The sequence below is a fragment of the Roseovarius sp. genome (genome assembly GCF_965277045.1).
Classification (GTDB): domain Bacteria; phylum Pseudomonadota; class Alphaproteobacteria; order Rhodobacterales; family Rhodobacteraceae; genus Roseovarius.
This window is the reverse complement of the sequence record NZ_OZ255712.1, coordinates 2,258,827-2,285,459: the sequence shown is the minus strand read 5'-3', so window position 1 is coordinate 2,285,459 and position 26,633 is coordinate 2,258,827. Positions and strand designations below refer to the sequence as shown.

At 64.7% G+C, this 26,633-nt stretch carries 24 protein-coding genes; 8 read left to right on the top strand and 16 right to left on the bottom strand.

The genetic code is table 11. From position 1 onward, the window contains the following. Positions 1-3 precede the first annotated feature (3 nt). From pufM to ACQY4V_RS11500, 4 genes are all read left to right on the top strand, one after another. Complete coding sequence (gene pufM / locus ACQY4V_RS11515; protein ID WP_152493184.1) at positions 4-990, top strand: photosynthetic reaction center subunit M; 987 nt, start codon at positions 4-6, stop codon at positions 988-990. Positions 991-993: 3 nt separating this feature from the next. Continuing rightward, complete coding sequence (pufC, locus tag ACQY4V_RS11510) at positions 994-2,088, top strand: photosynthetic reaction center cytochrome PufC (protein WP_428511799.1); 1,095 nt, start codon at positions 994-996, stop codon at positions 2,086-2,088. Between the two features lie 100 nt (positions 2,089-2,188). Beyond that, positions 2,189-4,117: a 1-deoxy-D-xylulose-5-phosphate synthase gene (dxs, locus tag ACQY4V_RS11505; protein ID WP_428511797.1), complete on the top strand. Its 1,929-nt coding sequence runs from the start codon at positions 2,189-2,191 to the stop codon at positions 4,115-4,117. Positions 4,118-4,263: 146 nt separating this feature from the next. Next, positions 4,264-5,079, top strand: coding sequence for a MauE/DoxX family redox-associated membrane protein (locus ACQY4V_RS11500; protein ID WP_428511795.1), 816 nt, complete (start codon positions 4,264-4,266; stop codon positions 5,077-5,079). A gap of 6 nt (positions 5,080-5,085) precedes the next feature. Here the strand turns inward: ACQY4V_RS11500 and ACQY4V_RS11495 are convergent, their stop codons facing one another. From ACQY4V_RS11495 to bchF, 16 genes are all read right to left on the bottom strand, one after another. Then, positions 5,086-5,622, bottom strand: coding sequence for a putative glycolipid-binding domain-containing protein (locus ACQY4V_RS11495; protein ID WP_428511793.1), 537 nt, complete (start codon positions 5,620-5,622; stop codon positions 5,086-5,088). 133 nt (positions 5,623-5,755) lie between these two features. Then, the gene (locus ACQY4V_RS11490; protein WP_428511791.1) at positions 5,756-6,178 is read right to left on the bottom strand and encodes a c-type cytochrome; all 423 of its coding nucleotides are present in this window, start codon (positions 6,176-6,178) and stop codon (positions 5,756-5,758) included. 125 nt (positions 6,179-6,303) lie between these two features. Beyond that, positions 6,304-7,518 (bottom strand): 5-aminolevulinate synthase, encoded by a 1,215-nt coding sequence (gene hemA / locus ACQY4V_RS11485; protein WP_428511789.1) that lies wholly within the window; start codon positions 7,516-7,518, stop codon positions 6,304-6,306. Beyond that, positions 7,508-8,326, bottom strand: coding sequence for a putative photosynthetic complex assembly protein PuhE (gene puhE, locus ACQY4V_RS11480; RefSeq protein WP_428511787.1), 819 nt, complete (start codon positions 8,324-8,326; stop codon positions 7,508-7,510). The genes hemA and puhE overlap by 11 nt, the downstream gene beginning before the upstream one ends. A 97-nt stretch (positions 8,327-8,423) precedes the next feature. Next, the gene (gene acsF, locus ACQY4V_RS11475; protein WP_428511785.1) at positions 8,424-9,554 is read right to left on the bottom strand and encodes a magnesium-protoporphyrin IX monomethyl ester (oxidative) cyclase; all 1,131 of its coding nucleotides are present in this window, start codon (positions 9,552-9,554) and stop codon (positions 8,424-8,426) included. Then, positions 9,551-9,847 (bottom strand): hypothetical protein, encoded by a 297-nt coding sequence (locus ACQY4V_RS11470; protein WP_428511783.1) that lies wholly within the window; start codon positions 9,845-9,847, stop codon positions 9,551-9,553. The genes acsF and ACQY4V_RS11470 overlap by 4 nt, the downstream gene beginning before the upstream one ends. 17 nt (positions 9,848-9,864) lie before the next feature. Then, positions 9,865-10,338, bottom strand: coding sequence for a photosynthetic complex assembly protein PuhC (gene puhC, locus ACQY4V_RS11465; RefSeq protein WP_428511781.1), 474 nt, complete (start codon positions 10,336-10,338; stop codon positions 9,865-9,867). A 17-nt stretch (positions 10,339-10,355) separates the two neighbouring features. Continuing rightward, complete coding sequence (puhB, locus tag ACQY4V_RS11460) at positions 10,356-11,021, bottom strand: photosynthetic complex putative assembly protein PuhB (RefSeq protein WP_428511779.1); 666 nt, start codon at positions 11,019-11,021, stop codon at positions 10,356-10,358. Positions 11,022-11,052: 31 nt separating this feature from the next. Continuing rightward, on the bottom strand, positions 11,053-11,826 hold the full coding sequence (gene puhA / locus ACQY4V_RS11455; RefSeq protein WP_222452876.1) for a photosynthetic reaction center subunit H: 774 nt from the start codon (positions 11,824-11,826) through the stop codon (positions 11,053-11,055). A 27-nt stretch (positions 11,827-11,853) separates the two neighbouring features. Then, the gene (locus tag ACQY4V_RS11450; protein WP_428517230.1) at positions 11,854-13,215 is read right to left on the bottom strand and encodes an MFS transporter; all 1,362 of its coding nucleotides are present in this window, start codon (positions 13,213-13,215) and stop codon (positions 11,854-11,856) included. A gap of 74 nt (positions 13,216-13,289) precedes the next feature. Continuing rightward, positions 13,290-13,970, bottom strand: a complete 681-nt coding sequence (gene bchM / locus ACQY4V_RS11445; protein WP_428511776.1) for a magnesium protoporphyrin IX methyltransferase — start codon at positions 13,968-13,970, stop codon at positions 13,290-13,292. After that, positions 13,970-14,866, bottom strand: a complete 897-nt coding sequence (bchL, locus tag ACQY4V_RS11440) for a ferredoxin:protochlorophyllide reductase (ATP-dependent) iron-sulfur ATP-binding protein (protein ID WP_152493171.1) — start codon at positions 14,864-14,866, stop codon at positions 13,970-13,972. The genes bchM and bchL overlap by 1 nt, the downstream gene beginning before the upstream one ends. A gap of 28 nt (positions 14,867-14,894) precedes the next feature. Then, positions 14,895-18,458 carry a magnesium chelatase subunit H gene (locus ACQY4V_RS11435; RefSeq protein ID WP_428511774.1) on the bottom strand — a complete coding sequence of 1,188 codons (3,564 nt, stop codon included), beginning with the start codon at positions 18,456-18,458 and terminating at the stop codon, positions 14,895-14,897. Continuing rightward, a complete protein-coding gene (bchB, locus tag ACQY4V_RS11430; RefSeq protein ID WP_428511772.1) occupies positions 18,448-19,977 on the bottom strand; it encodes a ferredoxin:protochlorophyllide reductase (ATP-dependent) subunit B in 1,530 nt (509 codons plus the stop codon). The genes ACQY4V_RS11435 and bchB overlap by 11 nt, the downstream gene beginning before the upstream one ends. Continuing rightward, positions 19,974-21,260, bottom strand: a complete 1,287-nt coding sequence (locus ACQY4V_RS11425; RefSeq protein WP_428511770.1) for a ferredoxin:protochlorophyllide reductase (ATP-dependent) subunit N — start codon at positions 21,258-21,260, stop codon at positions 19,974-19,976. Before ACQY4V_RS11425 ends, bchB begins: the two co-directional genes overlap by 4 nt. After that, a complete protein-coding gene (gene bchF, locus ACQY4V_RS11420; protein ID WP_428511768.1) occupies positions 21,257-21,757 on the bottom strand; it encodes a 2-vinyl bacteriochlorophyllide hydratase in 501 nt (166 codons plus the stop codon). Before bchF ends, ACQY4V_RS11425 begins: the two co-directional genes overlap by 4 nt. A gap of 330 nt (positions 21,758-22,087) precedes the next feature. Here bchF and ACQY4V_RS11415 point away from each other — a divergent pair, with 330 nt between their 5' ends. The 4 genes from ACQY4V_RS11415 to ACQY4V_RS11400 all read left to right on the top strand — a co-directional run bounded on the left by ACQY4V_RS11415 (position 22,088) and on the right by ACQY4V_RS11400 (position 26,630). Beyond that, positions 22,088-22,897 carry a cobalamin B12-binding domain-containing protein gene (locus tag ACQY4V_RS11415; protein ID WP_428511766.1) on the top strand — a complete coding sequence of 270 codons (810 nt, stop codon included), beginning with the start codon at positions 22,088-22,090 and terminating at the stop codon, positions 22,895-22,897. A gap of 79 nt (positions 22,898-22,976) precedes the next feature. Next, a complete protein-coding gene (gene ppsR / locus ACQY4V_RS11410) occupies positions 22,977-24,359 on the top strand; it encodes a transcriptional regulator PpsR (protein ID WP_428511764.1) in 1,383 nt (460 codons plus the stop codon). 121 nt (positions 24,360-24,480) lie between these two features. Further along, positions 24,481-25,383 (top strand): chlorophyll synthase ChlG, encoded by a 903-nt coding sequence (gene chlG / locus ACQY4V_RS11405; protein ID WP_428511762.1) that lies wholly within the window; start codon positions 24,481-24,483, stop codon positions 25,381-25,383. Continuing rightward, on the top strand, positions 25,380-26,630 hold the full coding sequence (locus ACQY4V_RS11400) for a BCD family MFS transporter (RefSeq protein WP_428511760.1): 1,251 nt from the start codon (positions 25,380-25,382) through the stop codon (positions 26,628-26,630). Before chlG ends, ACQY4V_RS11400 begins: the two co-directional genes overlap by 4 nt. The last annotated feature ends 3 nt before the right edge of the window (positions 26,631-26,633 follow it).

The window sequence follows — 26,633 nt, the reverse complement described above, 5'->3', positions numbered from 1 at the left end:
GACATGATCGAGTATCAGAACATATTCACGCAGGTCCAGGTCCGGGGAAATCCCGAATGGGGCATGGACAACGACAACCACATGATGGACGAGCGGGCGTTCAAGCCGCGGTTCAGCAACCTGGTGGGCTGGCTGGGCAACGCCCAGATCGGCCCGATCTACCTGGGCTGGACGGGGCTGGTCAGCGCGGTCACCTTCATCCTGGCGCTGAACATCGTCGGCTTCAACATGCTGGCGCAGGTCAACTGGTCAATCCCGGAATTCCTGCGCCAGGGCTTCTGGCTGGCGCTGGAGCCGCCGGGGCCGGAGCATGGCCTGTCCATTCCGCCGCTGAATGACGGGGGCTGGTTCATCATCGCCAGCTTCCTGCTGCTGGTGAGCGTAATGACATGGCTCATTCGCAGCTACCTTCTGGCGGCGCAGCACAAGATGGGCAAGCACGTCTTCTGGGCCTTCGCCAGTGCCATCTGGCTGATGCTGGTGCTGAACCTCTTCCGTCCGATCCTGATGGGATCGTGGAGCGAGGCGGTGCCTTACGGCATCTTCCCGCACCTCGACTGGACCACGGCGTTCTCGATCCGGTATGGCAACCTCTACTACAACCCGTTCCACTGCCTTAGCATCGTGTTCCTGTATGGTTCTACGCTGCTGTTCGCAATGCACGGGGCAACCATCCTAGCCGTGACGCGCTATGGCGGCGACCGGGAGCTCGAGCAGATCGTCGACCGGGGCACGGCCACGGAGCGCGCCGCCCTCTTCTGGCGCTGGACCATGGGCTTCAACGCCACGATGGAAGGTATCCACCGCTGGGCGTGGTGGTTCGCGGTCCTGACGCCGGTGACCGGCGGGATCGGCATCCTGCTGACCGGCACGGTCGTCGACAACTGGTTCATCTGGGCGCAGGAGCACAATTTCGCACCGGCTTACGATGGCTCTTACGGCTACGAGGCTTACGGGTCTTACGAAGCCTTCATCGGCAAGGAGGACTGAGCCATGCTACCGAACTGGTTCAACAAGTGGAACTCCGACAACCCCACGAACATCTATGGCCCCGCCATCGCGGTCGGGGTCGTGGGGGGCGCGGTCCTGGTGGCGGCCTGGCTGGTGTCTGCCAACCAGTCCAGCGCCGTTGACAGCCTTCAGACCGGCCCGCGCGGCACCGGCATGTCCGTGCCGGAGTTCAAGTCAGACCTCGGCAAGCCCGATCCAAGCATCGCGGGTTACATGGCCACACGCTCGGACCCGGTGGTGCCGCAGGGTGGCGAGGAGCTGGCCGGCGATGCGCGTGAGAACGTGCCGCCGGGGCTGGAAGGGCTGACGGTGGAAAACTACGACCGGCTGCTGGCCGCGATGCGGCAGTGGACGGGCATTCCCGACCTTTTCGAGGACATGGACAACTACCAGACCTCGGTGGGCTATACCATGATCGGGATGACCCAGAACCTGAACGAGAACTGGGACGGGCACGTCAATGCCAACGCGGAGGTGGGCGTGACCTGTTACACCTGTCACCGCGGCCAGCCCGTGCCGAGCGACATCTGGTTCGACATCAGCCCGGTCAACGAGCGGGTCGAGGGATGGGGCGCTGTGCAGAACCGGGTGACGCCGCTGTCGAGCTATACCTCGCTGCCCTCGGACGCGTTGCAGACCTACCTGGTGGATGGAGAGTCGATCAAGGTTCACGACCTGGACAGTCGCGTCGCCGGCGTGCCGGGTGTCGATGGCTACCCCGGCATCCAGCATGCCGAGCGGACCTATGCGTTGATGAACTACATCTCGAACTCGCTGGGGGTGAACTGTGTCTTCTGTCACAACACCCGCGCCTTCTATGACGGGGCGCAGGTGACGCCGCAATGGGCGACCGAGACGCTGGGCATCCAGATGGTGCAGGAGTTGAACAACGACTACCTGATCCCGATCGGAGGGCTGCTGCCGGAAAACCGGCTGGGGCCACAGAACGGCGATGCGCCCAAGGCGGCGTGCCGGACCTGCCACAAGGGCTATCAGCGGCCATTGCAGGGCACGAACGTCATCCAGGACTGGCCGGAACTGGCCACGACCTCGGGCGAGCCGGACTACGGCGAATAACGACTGCCGGGCCGGGCGGCGCTACGTCGTCCGGCCTGCCACACTGCGCTGCTTGCAGCCATTTGCGTGCCGCGCCGGAACTCACCTAGAGGGGGGTGCGATGCAACAGACCACACCACACACACCGATACTGGACCGCGTTGCGGGGCCGCAGGACCTGCGGCAGATGCCAGACGAGGACCTGGCGGCGCTGGCAGACGAGCTGCGTGCCGAAGTGATTTCCGCGGTTTCCGAAACGGGCGGGCACCTGGGGTCGTCGCTGGGCGTCGTGGAGCTGGCCGTGGCGATCCATTCGGTCTTCAACACGCCGATGGACAAGCTGGTGTGGGATGTCGGGCACCAATGCTATCCCCACAAGATCCTGACCGGGCGTCGCGACCGTATCCGGACCCTGCGGCAGAAGGACGGCCTGAGCGGGTTCACCAAGCGCAAGGAGAGTGAGTTCGACCCGTTCGGGGCCGCGCATAGCTCGACCTCGATCAGTGCGGCGCTGGGATTCACGGTGGGACGCGACATGGGGCGGCCCACGGGCGATGCGATTGCGGTGATCGGTGATGGCTCGATCAGTGCAGGCATGGCCTATGAGGCGATGAACAACGCGGGCGCCGAGGGGCGACGGATGTTCGTGATCCTGAACGACAACGAGATGAGCATCGCACCGCCGGTGGGCGCGATGTCGTCGTACCTGAGCGGACTTTACGCCAACGAGCCGCTGGCGCGGGTGAAAAGCCTGGCGGAAGGGTTCGAGGCGGCGCTGCCTGCGCCGATGCGCGAAGGCGCGAAGCGGGCGCGGCAGCTTGTGACAGGGGTGAGCCAGTCCGGGACGCTGTTCGAGGAACTGGGGTTCGAGTATGTCGGCCCGATCAACGGGCATGACATGGGGCAACTTCTGCCGGTGCTGCGGGCGGCCCGCACGCGGGCCACCGGGCCGGTGCTGATCCATGTCTGCACGGTCAAGGGCAAGGGATACGCTCCGGCCGAGACGAGTGCTGATTGTGGGCACGGTGTTTCGAAGTTCGACCCCGAGACCGGCGTGCAGGCCAAAAAGGCGGGCGGGGCGCCGTCCTATACCTCCGTCTTCGGCAAGGCGCTGACGGATGAGGCGGCGCGCGATCCGAACATCGTGGCCGTGACGGCGGCAATGCCCTCGGGCACGGGCGTGAACGTCATGGCGGAGCGGTTTCCCAGCCGTGTCTTTGACGTCGGCATTGCCGAACAGCACGCGGTGACCTTTGCCGCCGGGATGGCGGCGAGCGGGCTGCGGCCGTTCTGCGCGATCTATTCGACGTTTCTGCAACGGGGCTATGACCAGGTGGTGCATGACGTGGCCTTGCAAGGCCTGCCGGTACGGTTCGCCATTGACCGGGCGGGGCTGGTTGGCGCGGATGGGCCGACACATGCAGGTGCATTCGATGTCGGGTATCTCGGCGCTTTGCCGGGCATGGTCTGCATGGCCGCCGCCGACGAGGCGGAGTTGACCCACATGGTCGCCACGGCGGCGGCGCATGACGCGGGGCCGATTGCCTTTCGCTATCCGCGCGGGGCGGGCACGGGGGTCGATTTGCCGGAGCGCGGCGACGTGCTGGAGATCGGCAAGGGGCGCGTGCTGGAAGAGGGGAGCGACGTGGCGATCCTGTCCTATGGGGCCCATCTGGCGGAATGCCGGGCGGCGGTGGCCGCGTTGGAGGCCGATGGCGTGTCTGTCACGCTGGCCGATGCGCGCTTTGCCAAGCCGCTGGACATGGACCTGATCCGCCAGCTGGCACGGCATCACCGGGCGCTGATCACTGTGGAAGAGGGTGCCATGGGCGGCTTCGGTGCAATGGTGCTTCAGGCGCTGGCCGCGGAAGGCGCGTTCGACAGGGGGCTGGCGATACGGACCATGCACCTGCCGGACCGCTATATTGACCAGGCAAGCCCCGACGACATGTATGCCGACGCGGGCCTGACGGCGGCGGATATCGCCGCGACCGCGCGTGCGGCGGTGGGCCGGGCCGCCAAGGTGGTGCCGCTGAACGCGGTGGGCTGAGGCGCTTTCGAATCTCTCAAGGTCAAGGGGCCGGCGTTAGTCACCGGAACCAACCGGCTGTCTTTCTGTTGACTCAGTGAGTTGCGAAGCGCCTGCGCAAGGCGTGGCGTTTTGCCCTGAAACGCACAAGCCGAAAGGCATCCGAGATGACATCCACGGACATGATTGACGGCCCCGACACGGCCCGTGCCAAAAGCGAGGGGAGTGAAAAGACCGCGTCGCTGTACCGGATGGTGATGCCGGGGCATCTGTGTCCCTTCGGGCTGAAGTCCCTGTCCATGCTGAAACGGCGCGGATACCGGATTGACGACAATCCCCTGACCACGCGCGAGGAGACGGACGCGTTCATGGACGCGCACGGGGTCGAGACCACGCCGCAGACCTTTATCGACGGCAAGCGGATCGGCGGGTACAGCGAGCTGAAAGAGCACTTCGGCTATCGCGTGCTGAAAGAGGGTGAAACGACCTACACGCCCGTCATCGCGATCTTTGCCAGCACCGCGCTTATGGCGCTGGCGATTGTGCTGAACTTGTACGAAAGCTTCCCTGTCCTGACGTGGCTCAAGTGGTTCTTTGCGGGCTCGATGGTCGCGCTGGCCATCCAGAAGCTTCAGGACCTCGAAGGCTTCGTGAACGGCTTTCTGGGCTATGACCTGCTGGCGCAGCGCTACGTGCCTTACGGCTATGCGTATCCGTTTGCCGAACTCTACGCAGGTGTCGGGATGATGGCGCTGATCGGAACGGGCGCCGCATTGGTCTGGCTGGTGGCGCCGGTGGCGATATTCATCGGGACGGTCGGCGGCTGGAGCGTGTTCAAGGCCGTCTACATCGACAAGCGCGAATTGACCTGCGCCTGTGTCGGCGGCGGCTCGAACGTGCCGTTGGGGTTCATCTCATTGACCGAAAACCTGGTGATGTTGGGCATGGGCATCTGGATGCTGGCAGGCCAGGTGGCCGGTTAGCGGGCGTCAGGCCTGTGCACTCCACTGACCCGGCTGCGATTGGACGATACCCTCTTCGTTGACGGTAAATCGCGAGGTCGTGCCCGTCTCGACGGTTTCCATTTCGTAAGAGTCACCCGCAACACGTCGAAGGACAAGATTGAGCGGTGTCAGCCGGCCAGCTTCGACATCCAGCCTTGCGACGAACAATTCGGTTGCCTTGCCGACGTCAAGATGCAGGCGGCGGATCGGCAATGTGAGCGTCGCGGGCGTGAAGCCCAAGTCGATGTCCTTGGCGCCGGTAACGTCGGGCATGGGCGTGTCGTTCAGCGTCCATGTGTCATCCTTGGCGCGGCGCGCGATCAGCCGGGATTTCCTGCCGATGCGGGCGCGGCGTGTGGTGCCGTCTTTCCGGGCGCGGACGCGATAGCGCAGCACCTCTCCATCCGAACCGGTTGACGATCCGTCGACCAGGTAGCCGCCTTCGGCATCGGCGAACCGGCAGGCGTCGTTTCCGGTGCCGTCTTCGCGCAGCCACAGGACTGCATGTGCCCCTGCGATCATGATGTTCCTCCGCGGTTGAATGTCATCCTAGCATGCGCCCGGCGCCTGGTGTCCGGAAATTTCAATGCCGGGGCCTGGACATGAAAAAGGCCGCCTTCCGGGGGCGGCCTTTGTTCCGTTGCGCGGCGCGACCTCAGCTTTCGGGGCCGACCGAGGCGAGGTAGGCCCAGATATCCGCGGCATCCTCTTCCTTGCGCAGCTTGAAGGTCATCTTTCCGCGACCGTCTTCGCCGGTGTATTCCTTCAGCCACGGCGTCGGGTCCTGAACGTAGCCCGTGAAGCTTTCCTGGTCCCATTCGAGACCCGCTTCGCCCGCGGCGACCATCAGGTCAGAATAGCTGAAATCCTCGACCGAGCCTGCGGTGCGACCGGCGAGGCCGTAAAGGTTGGGCCCGACCTGACCGCCCTTCACGATGGTTTCGCCTGAGTCGTCGATGACCATGTGGCAGGCCTTGCACTGGCGAAAGGCTTTCTCGCCGGCTTCGGCGTCGCCATCCTGGGCAAGAACGGGGGCGGCGAGGCTGGCGAGGGCGATGGCTGTAACGTGGATCTTCATTGAATTCTCCATGCGTGTTGGCTGTCTGTATGACATAGCGGGCAAGAGACCGAGTCAACCGACATTTGTTCAACCTTCCAGTGACTTCGAAAGTTCCCCGTCCGGCTGAATGCCCGCGGCGAAGTTCAGGCGACGGCGTGGGCGATGGCGCATTGCTTCCACAGCACACCCAGCGCCTCGACCAGGTGGTCGATATCGGTGTAGCTGTGCAGCGGACCGGGGGTGAAGCGCAGGCGTTCGGTGCCCTTGGGGACCGTCGGATAGTTGATCGGCTGGACGTAGATGCCCCAGTCCTGCATCAGGATGTCGGCCAGCATCCGGCACTTGACCGGGTCCTTGATCATCACCGGGATGATGTGGCTGGGGTTGTCCATATGCGGGATGCCGCGCCTGTCGAGCTGGGCGCGCAGATAGGCGACGCGGTCGCGTTGGGCGTCCCGCTCGGCGCGGCTCTCCTTGAGATAGGCCACCGAAGCCTGTGCCGCCGCGGCCACGGCGGGGGGCAGGGCGGTGGTGAAGATGAAGCCCGAAGAAAAGCTGCGGACGAAGTCGCACATCGCGGCGGAGCCGGTGATGTAGCCGCCCATGCAGCCATAGGCCTTGCCCAAGGTGCCTTCGATCAGCGTGATGCGATGCGCGAGACCTTCGCGTTCGCTGACACCGCCGCCGCGCGGGCCGTAGAGGCCCACGGCATGGACCTCGTCGAGATAGGTCATGGCGCCGTGTTTCTCGGCGACCTCGACGATCTCCTTCATCGGACAGATGTCGCCGTCCATGGAATAGACGCTCTCGAAGGCCACGATCTTGGGCGCGTTGGCCGGAAGGGTGGCCAGCTGGCGATCGAGATCCTCGGGGTCGTTGTGCTTCCAGATGCGCTTTTGCGCGCGGGAGTGGCGGATGCCCTCGATCATCGAGGCATGGTTGAGCTCGTCCGACAGGATCACGGCGTCCGGCAGGCGGGCGCCCAGCGTGCCGAGCGCGGCCCAGTTCGAGACATAGCCCGAGGTGAAGAGTAATGCGCTGTCCTTGCCGTGCAGATCGGCCAGTTCGCGTTCCAGGGCCACGTGATACTTGTTCGTGCCTGAAATGTTCCGGGTACCGCCCGCGCCGGTGCCGCACTGGTCGATCGTGTCCTTCATCACCTGGCGGATATGGTCATTCTGGCCCATCCCCAGATAGTCGTTCGAGCACCAGACGGTGACCTCGTCGGGCGTGTCGGCGTCATGGCTGCGGGCCTTCGGGAACGCGCCGCAGCGGCGTTCGAGTTCGGCGAAGATGCGATAGTTGCCCTCTTCCTTGAGTGCGCCGAGCTGCGCGTTGAACATGGCATCAAAATCCATGGGATCCCTCCGGTCTTGCAGTTTTGTCGTTTTGGGTTTTGGGCGCGGGAAGCATCCAGCGCCAGAGTTTGGCATCGGGCAATGGCAGCACCATCAGCCAATGTTCGAGCAGGGCGAGGCCTGTGATGGCCGAAAGCAGGGCGAAGCCTGCCACCTCGGCGCCGGTTTGCGCGGCGTAGAGCCGCTCCAGCCAGCAGGCCACGGCGAAGGTCAGCGCGGAAATAGAAATCGGGAAGACCCAGTTGAGCCGCTGGATGCGGAAATGGCTGGCCAGGTGGCCAAGCGCCTCGGGCAGGAATTCGGTGTTGATGCGCGGCACGCCGAAATAGAGGTTCAGCTTGGCCGAGATGCGCGCGAAATAGAGGATCGTGAAGGTCCAGAGCCCGACCGTGTTCACCGACCCGGCGGCGTAGAGCCACATCGCGACAAAGATGAGCGTCAGCAGGGTTTCGTGATAGGCCACGGTCCCCCAGGCGCGGAGGAAGCGCTCCCATTCCGGCAGGCCGGCGGGACAGGCGCGCAGGTTGGGTCCGGTGATCATGCCTGTCAGGAACGTGAGTTCCACCCAGCCCCAGACCGCCAGTGCCGCGAGGAACGCGCCGTAGACGGCAAGGGTCGAGTCCATCGCCAAGGTTGCATGGAAGCCCCACAGGCCCAGGGCCAGCAAGGGCAGGGAGAACAGCAAACAGATCATGCGGGCGTTTCCGCCCGCACGGTCGGCATGGCGCACCACCATCAGGATCGCCCCGGTGGAGAACCACCAGAGAAAAAGCGCCATGAGCGCCGCGATCCAAGGCGAGGTCAGCATCGGGCATCCCCGTCCCGGGCCTGACCCGGGACCTCTGACGCCATGAGGCCCCGGATCAAGTCCGGGGCGGGGCGTGCGATATGGCGGCCGCCGGCCATCAGTAGGCCGGCTCCAGCCGCACGTTTTCCGGCACCTTGTGCGACTTCGACGGGATCAGCATCAGCCGTACGAAGGCAGTACCCGCGCGGGCCTGTGCCGACAGTCGCTTGACAAAGCCCATCGGCCCGCCCTCTTTGCGCGCGGTGTCGAGATCGACATTGGCCTTTTGCAGCTTTTCCAGCAGGGGCTGCCATTTCGGGCTTTCGATATCCAGCGTGATCGGGAAAATCTGCTTGGTCAGCGCGGAAGTTTTGGTGAAGACCTCATGCGCGTACCAGTCGGGATCGACGCCAAGCGCCTTGTGGAAGGCCGGGCGCTGGTGGTCGCGGACATACATCGTGGCGTAAACGGCGGTCAGGAAAAACTTGATCCAGTAGACGTTCTTGCCGGAGGTCAGCTTTGGGTCGGTCTTCATCAACAGGGCGAAGGCCTCGCCATGGCTGAACTCGTCGTTGCACCATTCGCGGAACCACTTGAAGATCGGGTGAAAGCGATGCTCGGGGTTGGCCTCGAGATGGCGGTAGATGGTGATGTACCGCGCGTAGCCGATCTTTTCCGAAAGATAGGTGGCGTAGTAGATGAACTTGGGCCGGAAGTAGGTGTATTTCTTCTTCTGGGTGAGGAAGCCGAGGTTCACTCGCAGCCCGGCCTCGCGCAGGGCGTCGTTGATGAAGCCGGCGTGCCGGGCCTCGTCACGCGCCATAAGCTGAAAGAGCTGCGTGATGTCTTTGTTGTTGCCGCGGCGCTTCATCTCCTTGTAGAGCACGCAGCCCGAGAACTCGGCGGTGCAGGAGGAAATCAGGAAGTCGATGAATTCCTTCTTCAGGGCGGGGTCCATCCCTTCCCAGTCGACATGGTCCCAGTCCTCGTTCTTCTTGAAGTGGCCCTTGTTGGGGTCGGCCTCCATCTGGTCGATAAGCTTGTCCCAGTCGGCGCGCACCGGGCTGACGTCGATGGCGTCGAGTTCGTCGAAATCGGTGGTGTAGAACCGCGGCGTGAGCAGCGTGTTGGCCATCGCCGTTTCGGTCGCCATTTCATCGTTGTACTGGCGATCCTGCGCTTCGGCGATCGCGAGCCCCTCTTCAACTGTGGTGGCGTCGGCGGTGTGTTTTCCGGTGTGGGCGTTCATAGCGTGACCTCCTCGGAGAAGGAAAACTCGCACAGCTCCATCACCTCGAAATCACCCGTGAGGCGTGTCCAGAGCTGTTCCAGTTTGCTGGCGCGAACGATGGTGGCCTCGCGGTCCTCGCAGACCACTTCGCCGAACGGCGCCATGATCTCGGGCCCTTGGACCTTTACCTCGTCGCCGGGGTGGATCACCGCCCCGTTGTTGAACCGCACATGCGCGTGCAGGGAGTCAAAGCAATGCGATACTTCGACCGTGCAGGGCGCCCTTTCTATGTCTTTGGTCAGCCATCCCATTTTGGCGTCTCCTTTTGCTATTGTGCCAGAAGCCTTGCAAAGGCCTTGGCGTTGTCGATGCCGAACCCCATGAGGTCGGCACTCCAGCCCGTGGACGGGTCATGGATCGCGATGCGTCCGTTGTCGTAGCGGACGAGTGTCAGCGGGCCCGTCAGGGCCACGCGGTGTTTGGTGCGCTCGCGCTGGATCACCCTCCAGACGCCCGAGATGAACCCGCCCTCTTTCGGGTTCAGGTCGGCGATGAGCGTGCCGTCGAGTTCGGTCACGGTGGCGCTGCCGGACATGTCGCCCGACAGGTTGAAAGTGCGTTCGTGGGTAATGGCGCCGGTGGGCGCGGTGTAGGTGACCGGCTGGCCCGACAGGCGCGACCAACTGACCAGCGCCAGCACGATCAGCACGAAAGTGCAGACCGCGAAGACCAGCACGCGGGGGACAAGCTCCTTGTCGTGACCGTCGCGGTCGGTTGCGTGGATATGGTCGGTCTGGGCCATGTCGTGTCAGGTCCTTTTCATTCCGCCGGTACGGCGCCGGGGGCGATGTCGTCCGCGCCGGTGGTTTCGGCGGCGGTCGGTGTGCGGGCCAGCTTGGGTGCGTTCAGCTGCGCTTCGGCCGTGTCGGCGATGAGGCGGGCGATGCGGGCCGCGTCGTCTATGGACCGCAGCGCGGGCTGAGGCTTGCGCACGTGCCAGGGCCGGACGTGCGGCCAGCAGGTCAGGTAGCTGAGCGGCGGCGGGTCCATCAGGTCGAGCGCGATGGTGCCGTTGCCCGAGCGGCGCAGCGCCAGGTCCGCGCTGGCGATGCGGCTGAAGGGCAGGTTGAGCGTGACGGTCAGCGCCGCGCCGACGCGCATCGCCACGCGCCGGTTGGTGATGGTGTACACGGTGGCGCGGGCCTGGACGTAGCCGATCAACAACAGCAGCGCCGCGGCCACGGCGCCGATGATCAGGAACGGGAAGGACACCCGGAACGCATGGGCCATCCCCACCTGGTCGAAGAGCGTGACGAAGCGCCAGGCGAAGAGGAGGACGAAATACCCCGCCACCCAGTAGAGGTTGAGCGATTGCACCGTCAGCGCCCACCAGTTGGGCCGGCCCTGCCACAGGATCTGCTCGCCTTCGGGCGGGCGTTCGGGCAGGCCGGGCACCGGTTCCACGTGAAAGTCGTCATGGGGCATCGTCATCTCCTCCGTCCGTCTTCTTCCCGGTTCAGCCCAGCTTGGGGTTGAGGCGGGCGTCGTCGGCATAGATCGTGCCGCCGCCGTAATAGGCCGAGATCTTGTCTTCCTCGAGCTTGGTCACCTGGTTCGGCGAGGCATGTTTCGGCACGCCGGCGAAGTGCTTGCCGTAGATCTTGAGCACCTTGACGTGGTTGCTCTTGATCCGGGTCAGGGTCATCGGCACCAGCCGCTTGCCCGCGCCGTGCGCGGCGTCGAGTTCGATCTCGAGGTAGCGCACCAGTTGTTCAGGCTCGTCGACCCAGAGGTCGGTAATCATGCCCACGACCTCGCCGTCGCCGGCCACGACGGGCAGCCCGCGCGGGTCACGGCCCGCGGCGACGTGGAAGTGTTCGTTGGCCGACATCGGCACGATCTTGGGGTGGCCGTGACCGTCCAGTTCCGGCACGTCCTCGCGGTTGGCCCAGGAGGCCGGGCCGACACCATCTGCCAACGGATCGCCCGTGGGTTCGAACGGGAAACCGTTGCCCGCAGCGGTCTTTTGCAGCGCCACGTTCTGGCGGTCGGGGCGTTGGCCCGACGGCACGGTCAGCTCGCCCCGGCCATGGGGCAGGATGAAGGTCTTGTCGCCGGGGATCGGGAAGGGCCCCTGGTTGGCGGACAGGTTGCCGTCATCATCCTCGAGCGGGTAGCCCTCGCGCATGTTCTCGCGCTGAATGTAGACGATCAGTCCGGCGAAGAAGATCCAGAAGAGCCAGATCGATAGACTGGCAAGATCGAAATTGGCGAAGAAAGCGTTACTCATGGGATATCCTTTCCATGGATCGGCACATCATGTCGGGAAGTCGGCCAGGCCGATGCGGGCCGCCTCCGATGGGGTGGGGTGGGACGCGGCGCGCGGGTTGCGCACCAGCGGCCCGATCACGGCGAGCGTGACGAAGAGAAGGGCGATTTCGGTGTGGTAGACGAAGGTGTAGCCGGTGGCGGGCGTGTTCAGCACGTCGCCCCAGGCGCCGGACGTGGCCGCGGCATTGACCGCGTCGCGGATGCCGCCGCCGAAGGCGATGGCGAGCCCCGCCGCCGTTGCCTGCGCGGCCCCCCAGGCGCCGAGCGCCAGGCCGTGGCCGGCCTTGCCGTGGGTGGTCATGGTCATGGCCGCCGTAAGGGTCGAGACGGCGAAGACGCCGCCGCCCAGCCCAATGAGGCAGGCCCCGGCAAAGAAGAGCGCGGTCGAGTTCATCGGTGCGGCGAAGACGACGACGGCGAAGGCCGCGATGCCGATCAGCACGCCGAGGGCCGCTAGACGGTGCGCGTTGCGCCCCTGCGCCAATGAGCGCCCGGTCCAGACGAAGCCTGCGAGTGCGCCAGCTGCCCAGAGCGCGGTCAGAAGCGTGGTGGACGACACCGAGAGGCCCAGGATCTCGCCGCCATAGGGCTCCAGCAGCACGTCCTGCATGTTGAAGGCCATGGTGCCGATAAAGACCACCGCCAGAAGCCGCCCGGCCTGACCGCCCGCCATCAGGTCGGCCCAGGCCTCAGAAAACCGGGGGCGGGGGGCGGCGCGTTCCGCCTTGGTCATCGGCGCCATTTTTTCCTGCTTCCACAGGGCGATGAGGTTGAGTACGATGCCAGCAAGCGCCGCGCCCTGCACCACGCGGATCAACGCCAGTTCGCTGAAGTCGCGCAGCAGCCAGCCGATGACGATGGCCGAGACGCCCATGCCCAGCAGAAACATCACGTAAAGCAGGGCCACGACGCGCGGGCGGGTTTTCTCGTCGGCGCGGTCGGTGGCGAGTGCCAGACCGGCGGTTTGGGTCATGTGCAGGCCAAGTCCGGTCATCAGGAAGGCCAGCGCCGCCAGCACCTCGCCCGCGAAGGGCACGTCGTGGACGGTATTGCCCGACAGCACCAGCAGGGCGAAGGGCATGACCGCCAACCCGCCCATTTGCCAGAGCGAGCCGAACCAGAGGTAGGGCACGCGCTTCCAGCCGATGGCGCTGCGGTAGGTGTCCGAGCGGAAGCCCAGAAGCGTGCGGAAAGGGGCGATCAGGACGGGCAGGGCGATCATCACGGCGACGATCGTGGCCGGGACCGACAGTTCGACGATCATCACGCGGTTGAGTGTGCCGAGCAGCAGGACCGTGGCCATACCGACCGACACCTGAAAGAGCGACAGGCGCAGCAGTTCGCCCATGGGCAAGCCCTCGCTGGCCGCGTCCGCGAAGGGCAGAGCGCGCAGGCTAAGATGCTTGAGGGGCGAGGGGCGGCTCACTGTGTGACCTCCATCGCGTGGGAAATGTAGAAGCCCGAGGTCACGCGCTGAAGCGGGGCCAGGGTGCCGGTGCCATCGGCGTGCGCATAGGCGCGCGACAGGCGCGCGGGGCTGTGCGGGATCATGGTGGGCGAGCGGTCGGAGCGCGGGAAAAGCTTACCCGCGTACCACATGGTCATCAGGAGCGGCGTGCGCGGGGCGACGGTGAACACGATCCGCCCCGAGGTGCGCGCCATGAGCGTCGCCAGCGACCGGGAGATATCGGCGTCGCGGTAGTAGATCAGGCTGTCCATCGCCAGCACGTGGTCGAACCGGCCCAGGCTTTCGTCCAGCATATCGCCGGCGCGGAAGTCCACGCGGTGCGAAAGCGTTTCGGGAAGGCGGCGCTGTGCGATCGCCACAAGCGAGGGCGAGATATCGACCGCGACCACCTCGGCACCGCGCGCGGCAAGTTCGGTGGTCATCGCCCCGGTGCCGCAGCCAGCATCGAGGACGCGCGCGCCGCGCAAGTCGTTGGGCAGGCGCGACAGCATCTGTTCGCGCATCGCGTCCCGCCCGCGCCGCACGGTTTCCCGGATCTTGGAGACCGGCGCGTCACTGGTCAGCGCCTCCCACGTGCGGGTGGCGGTCTTGTCGAAATAGGTTTCGACCCGGGTCAATGTGCGGTCATAGCTCATCAATCGAATCCAAGCAGTTCGAAGATGTCCCGATCTTCCATCGGGGCGGGGGCCAACGGTTCGGTTCCGCGCCATAGGGTTTCGGCCAGTTGGACATATTCCTTGCGAGCCATGACGATGTCTTCTTCGTCGGGCATCTCGAAGAGCGTCTTCTTCTTCAGGCGCGAGCGGCGGATGGCGTCGTAGTCGGGCATGTGCGCGATTCGGTTGAAGCCGACCTTTTCGCAATAGCGGTCGACCTCGTTGGTCTCGCGCGAGCGGTTGGCGACGCAGCCTGCCAGCCGGACCTTGTAGTTAGCCGACTTGGCCTGCACCGCGGCGATTATGCGGTTCATGGCGTAGATGCTGTCGAAGTCATTTGCGGTGACGATCACCGCGCGGTCGGCGTGTTGCAGGGGGGCTGCAAAGCCGCCGCAGACCACGTCACCCAGCACGTCGAAGATCACCACGTCGGTGTCTTCCAGCATGTGGTGCTGTTTCAGCAGCTTGACGGTCTGGCCCACGACATAGCCGCCGCAGCCGGTGCCGGCGGGCGGACCGCCTGCCTCGACGCATTTGACGCCGCCCCAGCCATCGGCCACGAAATCCTCCGGGCGCAGTTCTTCGGGGTGGAAATCGACCTCTTTCAGGATGTCGATCACCGTGGGCTGCAAGCGGCCGGTCAGGGTGAAGGTGCTGTCATGCTTGGGGTCGCAGCCGATCTGAAGCACGCGCTTGCCCATCTTGGCGAAGGCCGCCGACAGGTTCGAGGACGTGGTGGACTTGCCGATCCCGCCCTTGCCGTAGACGGAAAAGACCTTGGCCCCTTCGATCTTCATCGATGGGTCCTGGTGAACCTGAACCGATCCTTCGCCGTCTTGGCCCCTGAGGGCCGGAATGTCGTCGCGAGGGCTCATGTGTCGCCTGTCCTTTCGGGGTTACGTGTCATTCTGCTGCGACTCCTTCGAGGTGATCTTCGAGAGAGTCGGCGGCGTTGCGCAGGGCCGAGAGGGTGTCCTCATCGGGCTGCCAATAGGAGCGGTCGTGGGCTTCGAGCAGGCGGTTGGCCATGCGCGAGGACGCTGTCGGGTTGAGATCCGCCAACCGCTGGCGCATGTCCGCGTCGAGGATGAAGGTCTCGCTGAGGCGCTGGTAGACCCACGGTTCGACCTGTCCGGTGGTGGCAGACCAGCCCATCGTGTTGGTGAAGGCGCTTTCGATCTGGCGGACACCTTCGGCACCGTGTTGCAGGAGCGCCTCGTGGAACTTGGGGTTCAGGGCCCGCGAGCGGGACTCCAGCGAGACCTGATCGGCCAGCGTGCGTACCTTGCCCGCGCCGCGGGTGGTGTCGGAGATGTAGATCGCGGCCTCTTCTCCGCCGCGGGCACGTTTGACCGCGCGGGAGATGCCACCCAACGTGTCGAAATAGTGGTCGACCGTGGTGACGCCCAGTTCGACGGACTCGAGGTTCTGGTAGGCCAGTTCGACGTCGCCAAGCGCGGTTTGCAGCAGCTTGTCGTTGGCCGCCGCTTTGCCGTCGACGCCGTAGGCGAAGGACTTGCGCGACAGATACGCGTCGGCCAGCTCGTCCTCGTCATCGAAGGCCGAGCTGTCGACCATCATGTTGACGTTCGAGCCATAGGCGCCCTCGGCATTGGAAAAGACGCGCAGGGCGGCGGTTTGCAGGTCGCAGCCAATCTTTTCCGCATAGGCCAGCGCGTGGGCGCGGATGAAATTCTGTTCGACCGGCTCATCTGCCTGCGCGGCCTTGAGCGCGGCCTCGGCCAGCAGCTTGGTCTGCAAAGGCAGAAGGTCGCGGAAGATGCCCGAGAGGGTCATGATGACGTCGATGCGTGGACGGCCCAGTTCCGCAAGTGGGATCAGGTCCGCCCCGCAGAGGCGGCCGAAACTGTCGAAGCGGGGCTTGGCGCCCATGAGCGCCAGCGCCTGCGCCAGTTGCGAGCCGTCGGATTTGATGTTGTCGGAGCCCCAGAGGACGATCGCCACGGTGCGCGGCAGGGTCTTGTGGGTGTCCAGCAGAAGTTGCGCCTGTGCCGTCCCTTCGCGGCAGGCGAATTCCGACGGCATGCGGAACGGATCGAACGCATGGATGTTGCGGCCCGTGGGCAGGATATCGGGCGAACGGATGAGGTCGCCGCCATGCACCGGCGCGGTGTAGCCGCCAGCAAGTGCATGGAGGATGGCTGGGATCTCGGTGCTTTGCTTCAGGTGTTTGTCGGCGGTGGCGCGGGTCTCGGCATCGGCGTCGGCCATGAGGTCGAGATACTCGGCGCGAGCCGTGTCGGACATAGGCCGGCCCACGACGTGCAGCCCTTCGGGGATCAGCGCATCCTCGGTTTCCAGCAGTTTCAGCCAGAGCGTTTCAGGGTCGGTGTCGCCCAGATCCACCGCCTCGGCCTGTTCGGCGATGAGGGATTCCAGATCGGCGCGCTCAGACGCACCGGGGCGCGTGGCGCGCCAGCGGGTCAGGCTGTCTTTCAGCTCGGCCAGGCCTTTGTAGAGACCGGCGGTGGCCAGGGGCGGGGTGAGGTGCGAAATGGTGACGGCGCCGGAGCGGCGCTTGGCGAGGCTGGCCTCGGACGGGTTGTTGGCGGCGTAAAGATAGATGTTGGGCATCTCGCCAATGAGGCGGTCGGGCCAGTCGCGGGCGCCGACACCCGCCTGCTTGCCGGGCATGAATTCCAGCGCGCCGTGCATTCCGAAATGAAGGATCGCGTCGGCCTGGTAGGTGTTGCGCAGCCATTGGTAGAATTGCACGAAGGCATGGGTGGGTGCGAAGCCGCGCTCGAACAGCAAGCGCATCGGATCGCCTTCGTAGCCGAAGGCAGGCTGGACGCCGACGAAGACGTTGCCGAAGTCCTGACCCAGCACGAAGACGCCGCGCCCGTCGGATTGCACCTTGCCGGGGGCGGGGCCCCAAACCTCTTCGATCTCGGAGAGGTGGGGCGTGTTTGCCACGATGCTGTCGGCGCTGACATGGGCGGCGACATTGGCCTCTTGCCCGTATTGGGCGGCGTTGCCTTGCAGGACGGCGGCGCGCAGGGCGTCTACGGTTTCGGGTACCTCGACGTTGTAGCCCTGGGCCTGCATTTCCCGCATGGTGTTGTGCAGGCTCTCGAATACGGACAGATAGGCGGCGGTACCCACGGCGCCCGCGTTGGGCGGGAAGCCGAAGAGGACGATGGCGACTTTCTTTTCGGCCAGCTTGCGGCGGCGCAGGCGGATCAGGCGTTCGGTCTTCTCGACCAGGCTGTCGATGCGCTCGGGGCAGGGAGCCATGGACTTGGCATCGGGCGCGGCGCGGCATTTGTGACGGCATCCGTCGCAGCCTTCGGGGCCGTGGCGGCCGGCGAAAACGGTGGGGCAGGTCGCGCCGTCGAGTTCCGGCAGGGCGATCAGCATCGTGGTCTCGATCGGGCCGAGGCCCTGGGGCGAGGCGGCCCATTGGCCCAGCGTCTGGAATTCCAGCGGGTGGGCGGCGATGTAGGGAAGATCGAGGTCCTTGAGCACGGAAATGGCCGCGTCGTTGTCGTTATAGGCCGGGCCGCCGACGAGGCTGAAGCCGGTGAGGGACACCAGCGCGTCGATCTTGGGGCCACGCTCGGTGCGGAAGAAGGCGTCGATGGCCGGGCGCCCGTCGAGACCGCCGGCGAAGGCGGGCAACACGTTGAGGCCGCGGCCATGAAGTGTGCGGATGACGCCGTCATAATGGGCTGTGTCGCCCGACAGCACGTAGGAGCGCATCATCAGAAGGCCCACGGTGGGCGCGCCGGGGATGTGGCCGGGCAGGTCGGCGGGATCGGTGGTGATGCGGTTGGGCAGGTCGGGGTGATACAGCCCGGTATCGGGGTATTCCACCGGCAGGGCCACGCGCGCGCCGCGCCAGTCGTCGTGACGGCAGTAGCGCGAGATCAGGAAGCGGATCAGCCCCTCGACGTTCTCGTCCGACGCACCCAGCCAGTACTGCATCACCAGGAACCAGGCGCGCAGGTCCTGCGCTTTGCCGGGGATGAGCTTGAGGATGCGCGGCAGGCGGCGCAGCATCTTCATCTTCTTGGCGCCGCTGTCGACATTCTGCTTGGTCTGGCCGCGCAGCTTTTTCATCAGCTTGCGGGTGCCGGATTCGGGCGCCTGCATGTCGAGCGTGCCCATGTGGGTCAGGCGCACGATCTTGGCGTCCGCGATGATGCCGGCCAGCGCATCGCAATCCTCGCGCCGCGACTTGAGGTCGGGCAGAATCGCGTTGATGTGGTCTTCGAGGAAGAGAAGGTTGGCGATGAGAATGTCGCCCGAGGCGATGTCGGCGCGGGCGGCGGCCAGCGCGGCGTCGCTTTCGCCCCATTCGGCGGCTGCGTGGACCTTGAGCTCCAGCCCCGGGAAGTCCATGCCGAGATTGAGTGCCGCGCGTTCGCACGGCCCTGCGGCGTGGCTGTCCAGCGTCAGAATTACGACCTTGTAAGGCCGGGTTATCATGGCGTCATCGCGCATAATGGGCCTTTGCCTCGTAAAGCGTGTCGAGGCTGATTTGCGTGACGCCGCGCTCGGCGGCGAAGGTCTCGGTATTGCGGCGGGCCTTGCCGCGCACGAAGAAGGGAATCTTCTTCAGCTCCTTCTCGGCGTCGGCGAGCCAGGTGATGGAGGTGTTGTCATTGGCGGGCTGCGGCTCCTCAGCCTTTTCAGGCTGCGTCGCGGGTTTGGCCTTGTGCCCATGGTGGCTGGCGCCCGCGTCGTCGTGGAATTCGAAATCGTCGCGGAACATGTGCAGCAGGTGCTCTTCCAGCCCCATGACGAGCGGGTGCACCCAGGTGTCGAAGATGACGTTCGCGCCCTCGATACCCATTTGCGGGCTGTAACGGGCCGGGAAATCCTGAACGTGGACGGGGGCGGAGATGACGGCGCAGGGGATGCCGAGGCGCTTGCCGATATGGCGTTCCATCTGCGTTCCGAGGATCATCTCTGGCGCCAGTTCCTCGATGCGCTGTTCGACGTCGAGATAGTCGTCGGTGATCAGCGCCTCGACGCCGTAGTCGCGTGCCAGAGCGCGGATCGGGCGGGCCATTTCGCGGTTGAAGCAGCCAAGGCCCACCACCTCGAACCCCATCTCGTCACGCGCGACGCGGGCGGCGGCGGCGACATGCGTGCCGTCGCCAAAAAGGAACACGCGCTTGCCGGTGAGGTAGGTGGAATCGACCGAGGCGGAGTACCACGGGAGGCGCAGGCGGCTGTCGTCGAGATATGGCTCGTGCCCCGTGATTTCGGCCACCTCGGCGATGAAATCGCGGGTGGCGCCGACGCCGATAGGGACGGTCTTGGTGAACGGCTGGTTCAGTTCACGTTCCATCCAGCGGCAGGCGGCCTCGCCGGTTTCAGGGTACATCAGTACGTTGAAATGCGCGGCCCCCAGCAGGGTGAGGTCCTCGGGCGTCGCGTTGAACGGTGCGCAGACATTGACCGAGATGCCCATGTCCTCGAGCAGGGCGGTCACCTCGGTTATGTCGTCGCGATGGCGAAAGCCAAGCGCGGTTGGGCCGATCAGGTTGGCTGTCACATGGCCCGTGCGCTCCATCGGGCGGGCGAGGTGGCGCACCAGCTGGAACAGCGTTTCATCAGCGCCGAAGTTTTCCTTGCGCTGGTAACTCGGGAGTTCCAGCGCAATGACCGGGCAAGGCAGGCCCATCTGTTCGGCCATGCCGCCGGGGTCGTCCTGGATGAGTTCCGCGGTGCAGGAGGCGCCGACGATCATCGCCTGCGGTTTGAAACGGTCATAGGCGGCCTGAGCCGCGGTTTTGAAAAGGTTTGCCGTGTCTGCGCCCAGATCGCGGGCCTGAAATGTCGTATAAGTGACAGGCGGGCGATGGTTGCGCCGCTCGATCATGGTGAAGAGAAGGTCGGCATAGGTATCGCCTTGCGGCGCGTGCAGGACGTAGTGCAGGCCCTTCATCGCGGTGGCGACGCGCAATGCGCCGACATGCGGCGGGCCTTCGTATGTCCAGACCGACAGCTTCATTCCGCCGCCTCCAGCCGCAGCTTGGCGCGGCGGTTGAGGGGGCGCGAGAAGAGACCGGCAAGGTCACCGGCCTGTTCGTAGAAATGCACCGGGGTAAAGACCAGTTCGATGGCCCACTTGGTGGCCAGACCTTCCGCTTCCAACGGGTTGGCGAGGCCAAGGCCGCAGACCGTCAGGTCGGGTTGCGCCGCGCGGCAGCGGTCGAGTTGCATCTCGACATCCTGCCCTTCGGACAGCGTCGGGCCTTCTTCCAGCAGGTCGAGATCTGGGCCGACAACGCCTTTGTGGATGTAAGGTGCACCGACTTCGATGGCGGTCATCCCGCATTCACGGGTGAGAAACCGGGCCAGCGGGATCTCGAGCTGGCTGTCGGGGAAAAAGAAGACGGACTTGCCGGCCAGTTTCTCCGCCGCCTGCGAGATCGCTTTTTTGGCCCGTGCGCGGGGCGCGTGTGTTACAGTGTCGAACAGGGTGATGTCGACACCGAACTCCATTGCCACGGCGCGAAGCCACGCGGTGGTGCCTTCTTCGCCGAACGGGAAAGGCGCAGGAATGTGACGCGCCCCGCGCTCTCCAAGTGCGGCGAGGGTGCCGCCAAGGAAAGGCTGGGTGAGGATGAAAGAGGTGTTGGGACCAACCGCGAGAGTGCTGTCGGCGCGACGCGCTGGCAGCACTTTCACGTTGTCGATGCCCATTTTGGACAGAAGGTCGAGCATCTGGTCCTCGACCACGTCGGGCAGTGCGCCCACCACGAGAAGCTGGCGGTCGTCGGTGTCGGCCAGGACCGGGACCATCGAGGCGAGGCAGGCATCCTCGCCCTCGGTGAAGGTGGTCTCGATGCCGGAGCCCGAGTAGTTCAGCACCCGCACATGGGGGGCGTGTTGCAGCGACAGCTTTTCTGCCGCGCGAGCAAGGTCCAGCTTGATCACCTCGGACGGGCAGGAGCCCACGAGGAAGAGCTGGCGGATGTCCTTGCGGCGTTCCAGAAGGCGGGCGACCTCGCGCTCAAGCTCGACTTGCGCATCGGCCAGGCCGGCCAGGTCGGTTTCCTCGAGAATCGCGGTGCCGAAGCGCGGTTCCGCAAAGATCATCACGCCGGCGGCGGATTGCAGCAGGTGCGCGCAGGTGCGGGAGCCGACGACCAGGAAGAAGGCATCCTGCATCTTGCGGTGCAACCAGATGATTCCCGTCAGGCCGCAGAAGACCTCGTGCTGGCCGCGCTGTTTCAGGACCGGGGCGTCGCGGCATCCGGTGGCCGGAAGAGGCGTGGAGTCGTCGGTCATGCCGGCACCTCTGACAGGACTGCAGATTGCAGTCGCGCGGCACGTAATTTGAGTACGAACTGGGTGGCGTTGATGGCGTATGCGGCGTAGGCCGCAAGGGCGAGCAACATCAGCCCCTGGGGCGGCAGGTAGGCCGTGAAAAGTGCCCAGATATAGGCCGTGTGAAGGGCAATGACCGCGAAGCTGAACACGTCTTCCCAGAAGAAGGATTCGGCGAAAAGGTATTGACCGAAAACGACTTTTTCCCAGATCGCCCCTGTGACCATGATCAGGTAGAGAAATCCTGTCTTGATCAGGATCGACCATGTGGCCAAAGCGTATCCCTCGCCGGTCGACAGGTATCTGAGGACAAGGCCGAGAGAGACCAGGAAAACCAGGAACTGGGCGGGCGCAAGAATGCCTTGCACAAGCGTCCAGATGCTGGAGTCGCGGCGGGCGCGCTGCTCGGGTGTGTAGAGCAGGCCCTGGTTCGCTTTTGGTGGCGCTGGCAGCGACATGGGCTCCCCCTCCTGGGCCATGAGGTCCTAGGGTGATGCTAGGGTCTGGCGCGCAGAAGTGTCAACTAAAATTTACACATTGGGGCGTTAGGTTGTGTCGACAAAAATAGCCATTGCGACGAGTCGGTGAGCCCTGTTTTTCAAGCGGTTCGCACGTCATCGGAATATATCAGATGCGAAACAAACACACTGAAAACAGTGGGTTGAGTTATCTTCCTAAGCGTGCATGTCAGGAAAAATTGACATTGCACACGCGCAGGCGCACAGTGGGAGGGTCAACCTGGGAGTCGGCGTTACCGCGACGTACTCATGTTGCCAAACGCGGGGGAGATGCGCGTGGAAGACTCTGCTGACAGAAAGGGCCACGGCCTTTCAAAATCCCAGCAGCCGGCCATTCGGTTCTTGGTGGAGTCGGCTCTGCGCACCGTCATATCGAACAAGGAGCGCGCCGAACCGCGGACGCGGGAGCAATGGGTCGAGAGGCTGTGCGAAGCGCTGATGTCCGACTCGAGCAGCAGTTACCGTGCGGTCATGGCCTCGCTTGTCGCGAGCGGTGTCAGCACCGAAGAGGTCTTCCAGTCTTACATTCCCGCGGCCTCGGCATTTCTTGGTGAGCTCTGGGTCAGTGATCGGGCAAGTTTTGTCGACGTCACTGTCGGCGCCTCGCGGCTGCAGAGCCTGTTTCGCGAACACCAGGCCGACGTACCGGGGCGTTGGAGCGACCGTAGCATTCCCCTTGGGCAATCGGCCCTGATGGTCGTGCCGCAGTTCGAACAGCACGCGCTTGGGGCCTTCGTGGCCGCGGATAACCTGCGCAGGCACGGCCTTTGGGTGCACATGGCGATCGGCCTGACGAAAGAGGAATTGGCCGCACTTTCGGGCACCCGCCGCTTTGCGATGATCGGAATTTCGATCGCGACGCGGAATTCGGTTGAAAAAACCACTGAACTCATAGACTACCTGCGTTCAAATGCTGATTATGTACCACCTATCGTGATCGGGGGGCGAGCTGTCGAGGTAGATCCGAAGGCCGTTTCAAGAACGGGCGCGGATCATGCGGTTCGCAATGCACGTGAAGTGATCGAGAAATGTGGGCTGTCAAGTGCAGCAGAGGCAGTGCCTTTCAGCGGCGCGATCTGATGCTCCTTGATTTGGGGAATGGTGGAGTGGTCTGGTGACCCGAGAGAGTCGGAAGTCTGAGAGACTGCGTGCGGGAGCCTTGCCCGACCCAACAGAGGTGCAGAACATCGTCGAGCAGGCCGGTGACATGGCCGTCTACGTATCCGACGATGGCGAGGTTGCAGGCATTTCGGTCAACCCGGACTGTCCGTCCCTGGGGTGCCTCGATCATTGGGTTGGACGGCCGTTCAAGAATTTCCTGACGTTCGAAAGCAAGGAAAAGTTCGATTTGCGCGTGGCGGCCATGCAGGCCGATCCCGACATGACACCGAGGGCGCTGGAGTTGAACCACGTCGATAACGCGACCTGGGAATTCCCCATCCGCTACACGCTGCACAGGGTTTACAGAAGCGGCGGGCTGCTGTTGCTGGGACGAGACATGCAGCCTATTGCCGAGGTGCAGCAGCGTCTTGTCTCGGAACAGACCGCGCGCGAACGGGATCAGCAGCGGCTGCGCGGGGAGCAGACATTCTACAATGTGGTCCTGCAGGCGTCCGAGACGCCGCTGATTCTGGTGGAACCGGAAAAAGGCCGGATTCGCGACCTCAACGGCGCCGCAGCCATGCTCTTGGGGGCCAATCCCGAAACGCTGAGCGGATCGTCGCTGGCGCAGGCGTTCGATGGACGCCGCCGGGAAGAGCTGATCGAGGCGATGCGCGCCGCGGCGGGATCACGCGAGGTGCGGGGCATCAACCTTGTGGCCCGTCGCAATGAACGCGACGTGACGCTTCATCCGGAGTTCTTCCGCGCGGCGGGCGACCTGTTCATCCTGTGCCACCTACGGTCGGCAGACGGCAAGGCGGGGACGACAGCTGAATCCGGCGTTGTCATGGGGGCTCTCTACGCCGCCACCAGCGATGCGATCGTGATCACGGACGGGAAGGGCGTGATCCGCGATGCGAACGAGGCGTTCCTGACCATGGCCGATGCAGCACAGCTGCGGGATGTACGCGATGCCAACGTTTCGGACTTCCTTGTGCGTGGGGCAGTCGATACGAAGCTCATGCTGGAAACGGCGACCAAGCAGGGGCGGTTGCGCAATTATTCCACACAGGTTGCCAGCCTTGTGGGGACCCGGGCGCACGTGGACGTATCGGTGGCGCGGCTACGCAATCCCTCTGGAGATTTCGGTTTCGGTTTTATCCTGCGCAACACTGCCATGAATGAGGCCGGCGAGACGGAATTCGGCAGCGTTGTCAGCGAGGAGGCCATGAAGAACGTCATGGACCTGGTCGGTACGGCGTCGCTGAAAGAGCTTGTTTCGGCCACGTCGGACGTGATCGAGAAGCTGTGTATCGAGACAGCGGTGCAACTGACCGGAAACAACCGCGTCGCCGCGGCCGAAATGCTGGGTCTGTCGCGGCAGAGCCTTTACGTCAAGCTGCGCAAGCACGGATTGATCAACTCGAATAGTGACGAGTAGGCGCGAAAAAGCTTTGACGAAGCTTTTGGCACACCCGGTCTGACGGGATTTCATCTTCCCATCGTTCTTAGCGCCAAAAAAGACCTTTCCCGAATCCGATATGTAAACCATACTTGACACTATGAGTGTCTCGCTTGACATACGCGCGCCGCGACGCTGGCCCGAAGCGCGCGCCATCCTGACCCTGATCAAGCCGATCACGTGGTTCCCGCCGGTCTGGGCGTATCTTTGCGGTGTGGTCTCCAGCGGCGTGCCCGTCCTTTCTGCGCCTTGGCTGGTGCTGATCGGCATGGTGCTTGCAGGGCCGGTGGTCTGCGGCATGAGCCAGGCGGCCAACGACTGGTGCGACCGGCATGTCGATGCCATCAACGAGCCGTATCGCCCGATCCCCTCGGGCCGGATTCCCGGGCGGTGGGGGCTGTGGATCGCGCTGGTCATGAGCGCTGCGGCATTGGCCCTGGGGGCGACACTGGGGCCCTGGGGGTTTGCCGCGACGGTGTTTGGGGTCCTGGCGGCCTGGGCCTACTCGGCCGAGCCTGTCCGGCTGAAGAAATCGGGCTGGTGGGGGCCGGGTCTCGTCGGGCTGTGCTACGAAGGACTGCCTTGGTTCACGGGGGCGGCCGTTTTGTCATCCGGCGCGCCGGCATGGCAGATCGTGTTGCTGGCGCTGCTTTACGCCATCGGGGCACACGGCATAATGACACTCAACGATTTCAAGGCATTGGAGGGCGATCGTCAGACTGGCGTGAAGTCGCTGCCGGTCACGCTGGGGCCGGCGCGCGCGGCGCGGGTGGCCTGCTGGATCATGGCCGTGCCGCAGGTCGCTGTGATCGCGCTGCTGGCGGGCTGGGGGCAGGTGTGGCACGCGGCTGCCATCGCCGCGTTGTTGGCCTTGCAGGTCTGGGCGATGCGGGTGCTTCTGTCTGACCCCAAGGGCCGGGCGCCCTGGTACAACGGCACGGGCGTCACGCTCTATGTCAGCGGAATGATGGTGGCGGCGTTCGCCCTGAGGGGGCTGGTATGACCCTGGGATGGGGCGGTATCGCGCGATTGTGCCTGGCCAATGCCGCGATTGGCGGGATGGCCGCGCTTCCGGTCAACCTGTTCAACCGCCTTATGACGGTGGAACTGGCCTTGCCCGCCTTGCTGCCGGGGTTCCTGGTGGCGTTGCATTACGCCGTTCAATTGTCACGGCCGGTCTGGGGCCATCGCTCGGATGCCAGGGGCGGGCGGACGCCATTCATCCTGGGCGGCACGCTTGTCGTGGGCGCGGGTCTGGTGCTGACGGCTTGGGGAATCGCCTTTGCGCCGAGCACGCAGGTGGCGATTGCGGTCTGGATCATATCCTATGCGCTGATCGGCTTCGGTATCGGGGCGGCGGGGACGTCCTTCCTGGCGCTGCTGGCGACAGCCGCGCCGGATGAAAAGAAGGGCGCGGCCGCCACGTTCGCCTGGCTGATGCTGATCGCCGGGGCGATTGCGGCATCGGTGGGTGCGGGCATCGCGCTGAAACCCTACAGCCCGGAGCGCCTGATGATGGTTGTGCCGGTCGTGGCTGCGGCCTGTTTCGTGGCGGCGTTGATCGCGACCTGGGGCGTCGAAAGACGGCTGGGATCCGTCCCTGCGCCGCAGGAGCCGACCTTGGGTCCCGCGTTGAGAGCGACCTGGGCCGACCCGGCGGCGAAGGCCTTTACCGGGTTCGTGTTCCTGTCGATCCTGGCCTTCTACCTTAGTGAATTGGTGCTGGAGCCTTTTGCAGGCCATATCCACGGGCTGACACCGGACGAATCGACCAAGCTGTCGGGTGGCAAGGACGGTGCTGCGCTATTGGGGATGCTGATGGCCGGAGCGTTTTCGACGTTCAGGCTGGGCAGCTTGCGGACATGGGCTGTCACCGGCTGCGTGGTCTCTGCGGTGGGCCTGATGGGCCTTGGCGCGGGTGCGGCGCTGGTGCCGTTCACGGTCATCCTGGGGCTGGGCAACGGTCTGTTCGTCGTTGGCGCCATCGGGTCGATGATGCGTCTTGCCGCAGCGCAGGAAGGTGCGACCGGCACCCGTATGGGCGTCTTTGGCGCGGCCCAAGCGGTGGCCGCCGGTCTGGCCGGGCTGATCGCCACGGGCACCCTTGACGTGGCGCGGAGCTTCATGAGCGACGGCGCGGCCTATGCCGCCGTCTTCGGTCTCGAGGCCGTGCTTTTCTTGGCCGCCGCGCTGGTCGCGGTGCGCATCCTGCACCGGCCTTACGCGCCGCTGCTGCAACCGGGAGAATGAGCG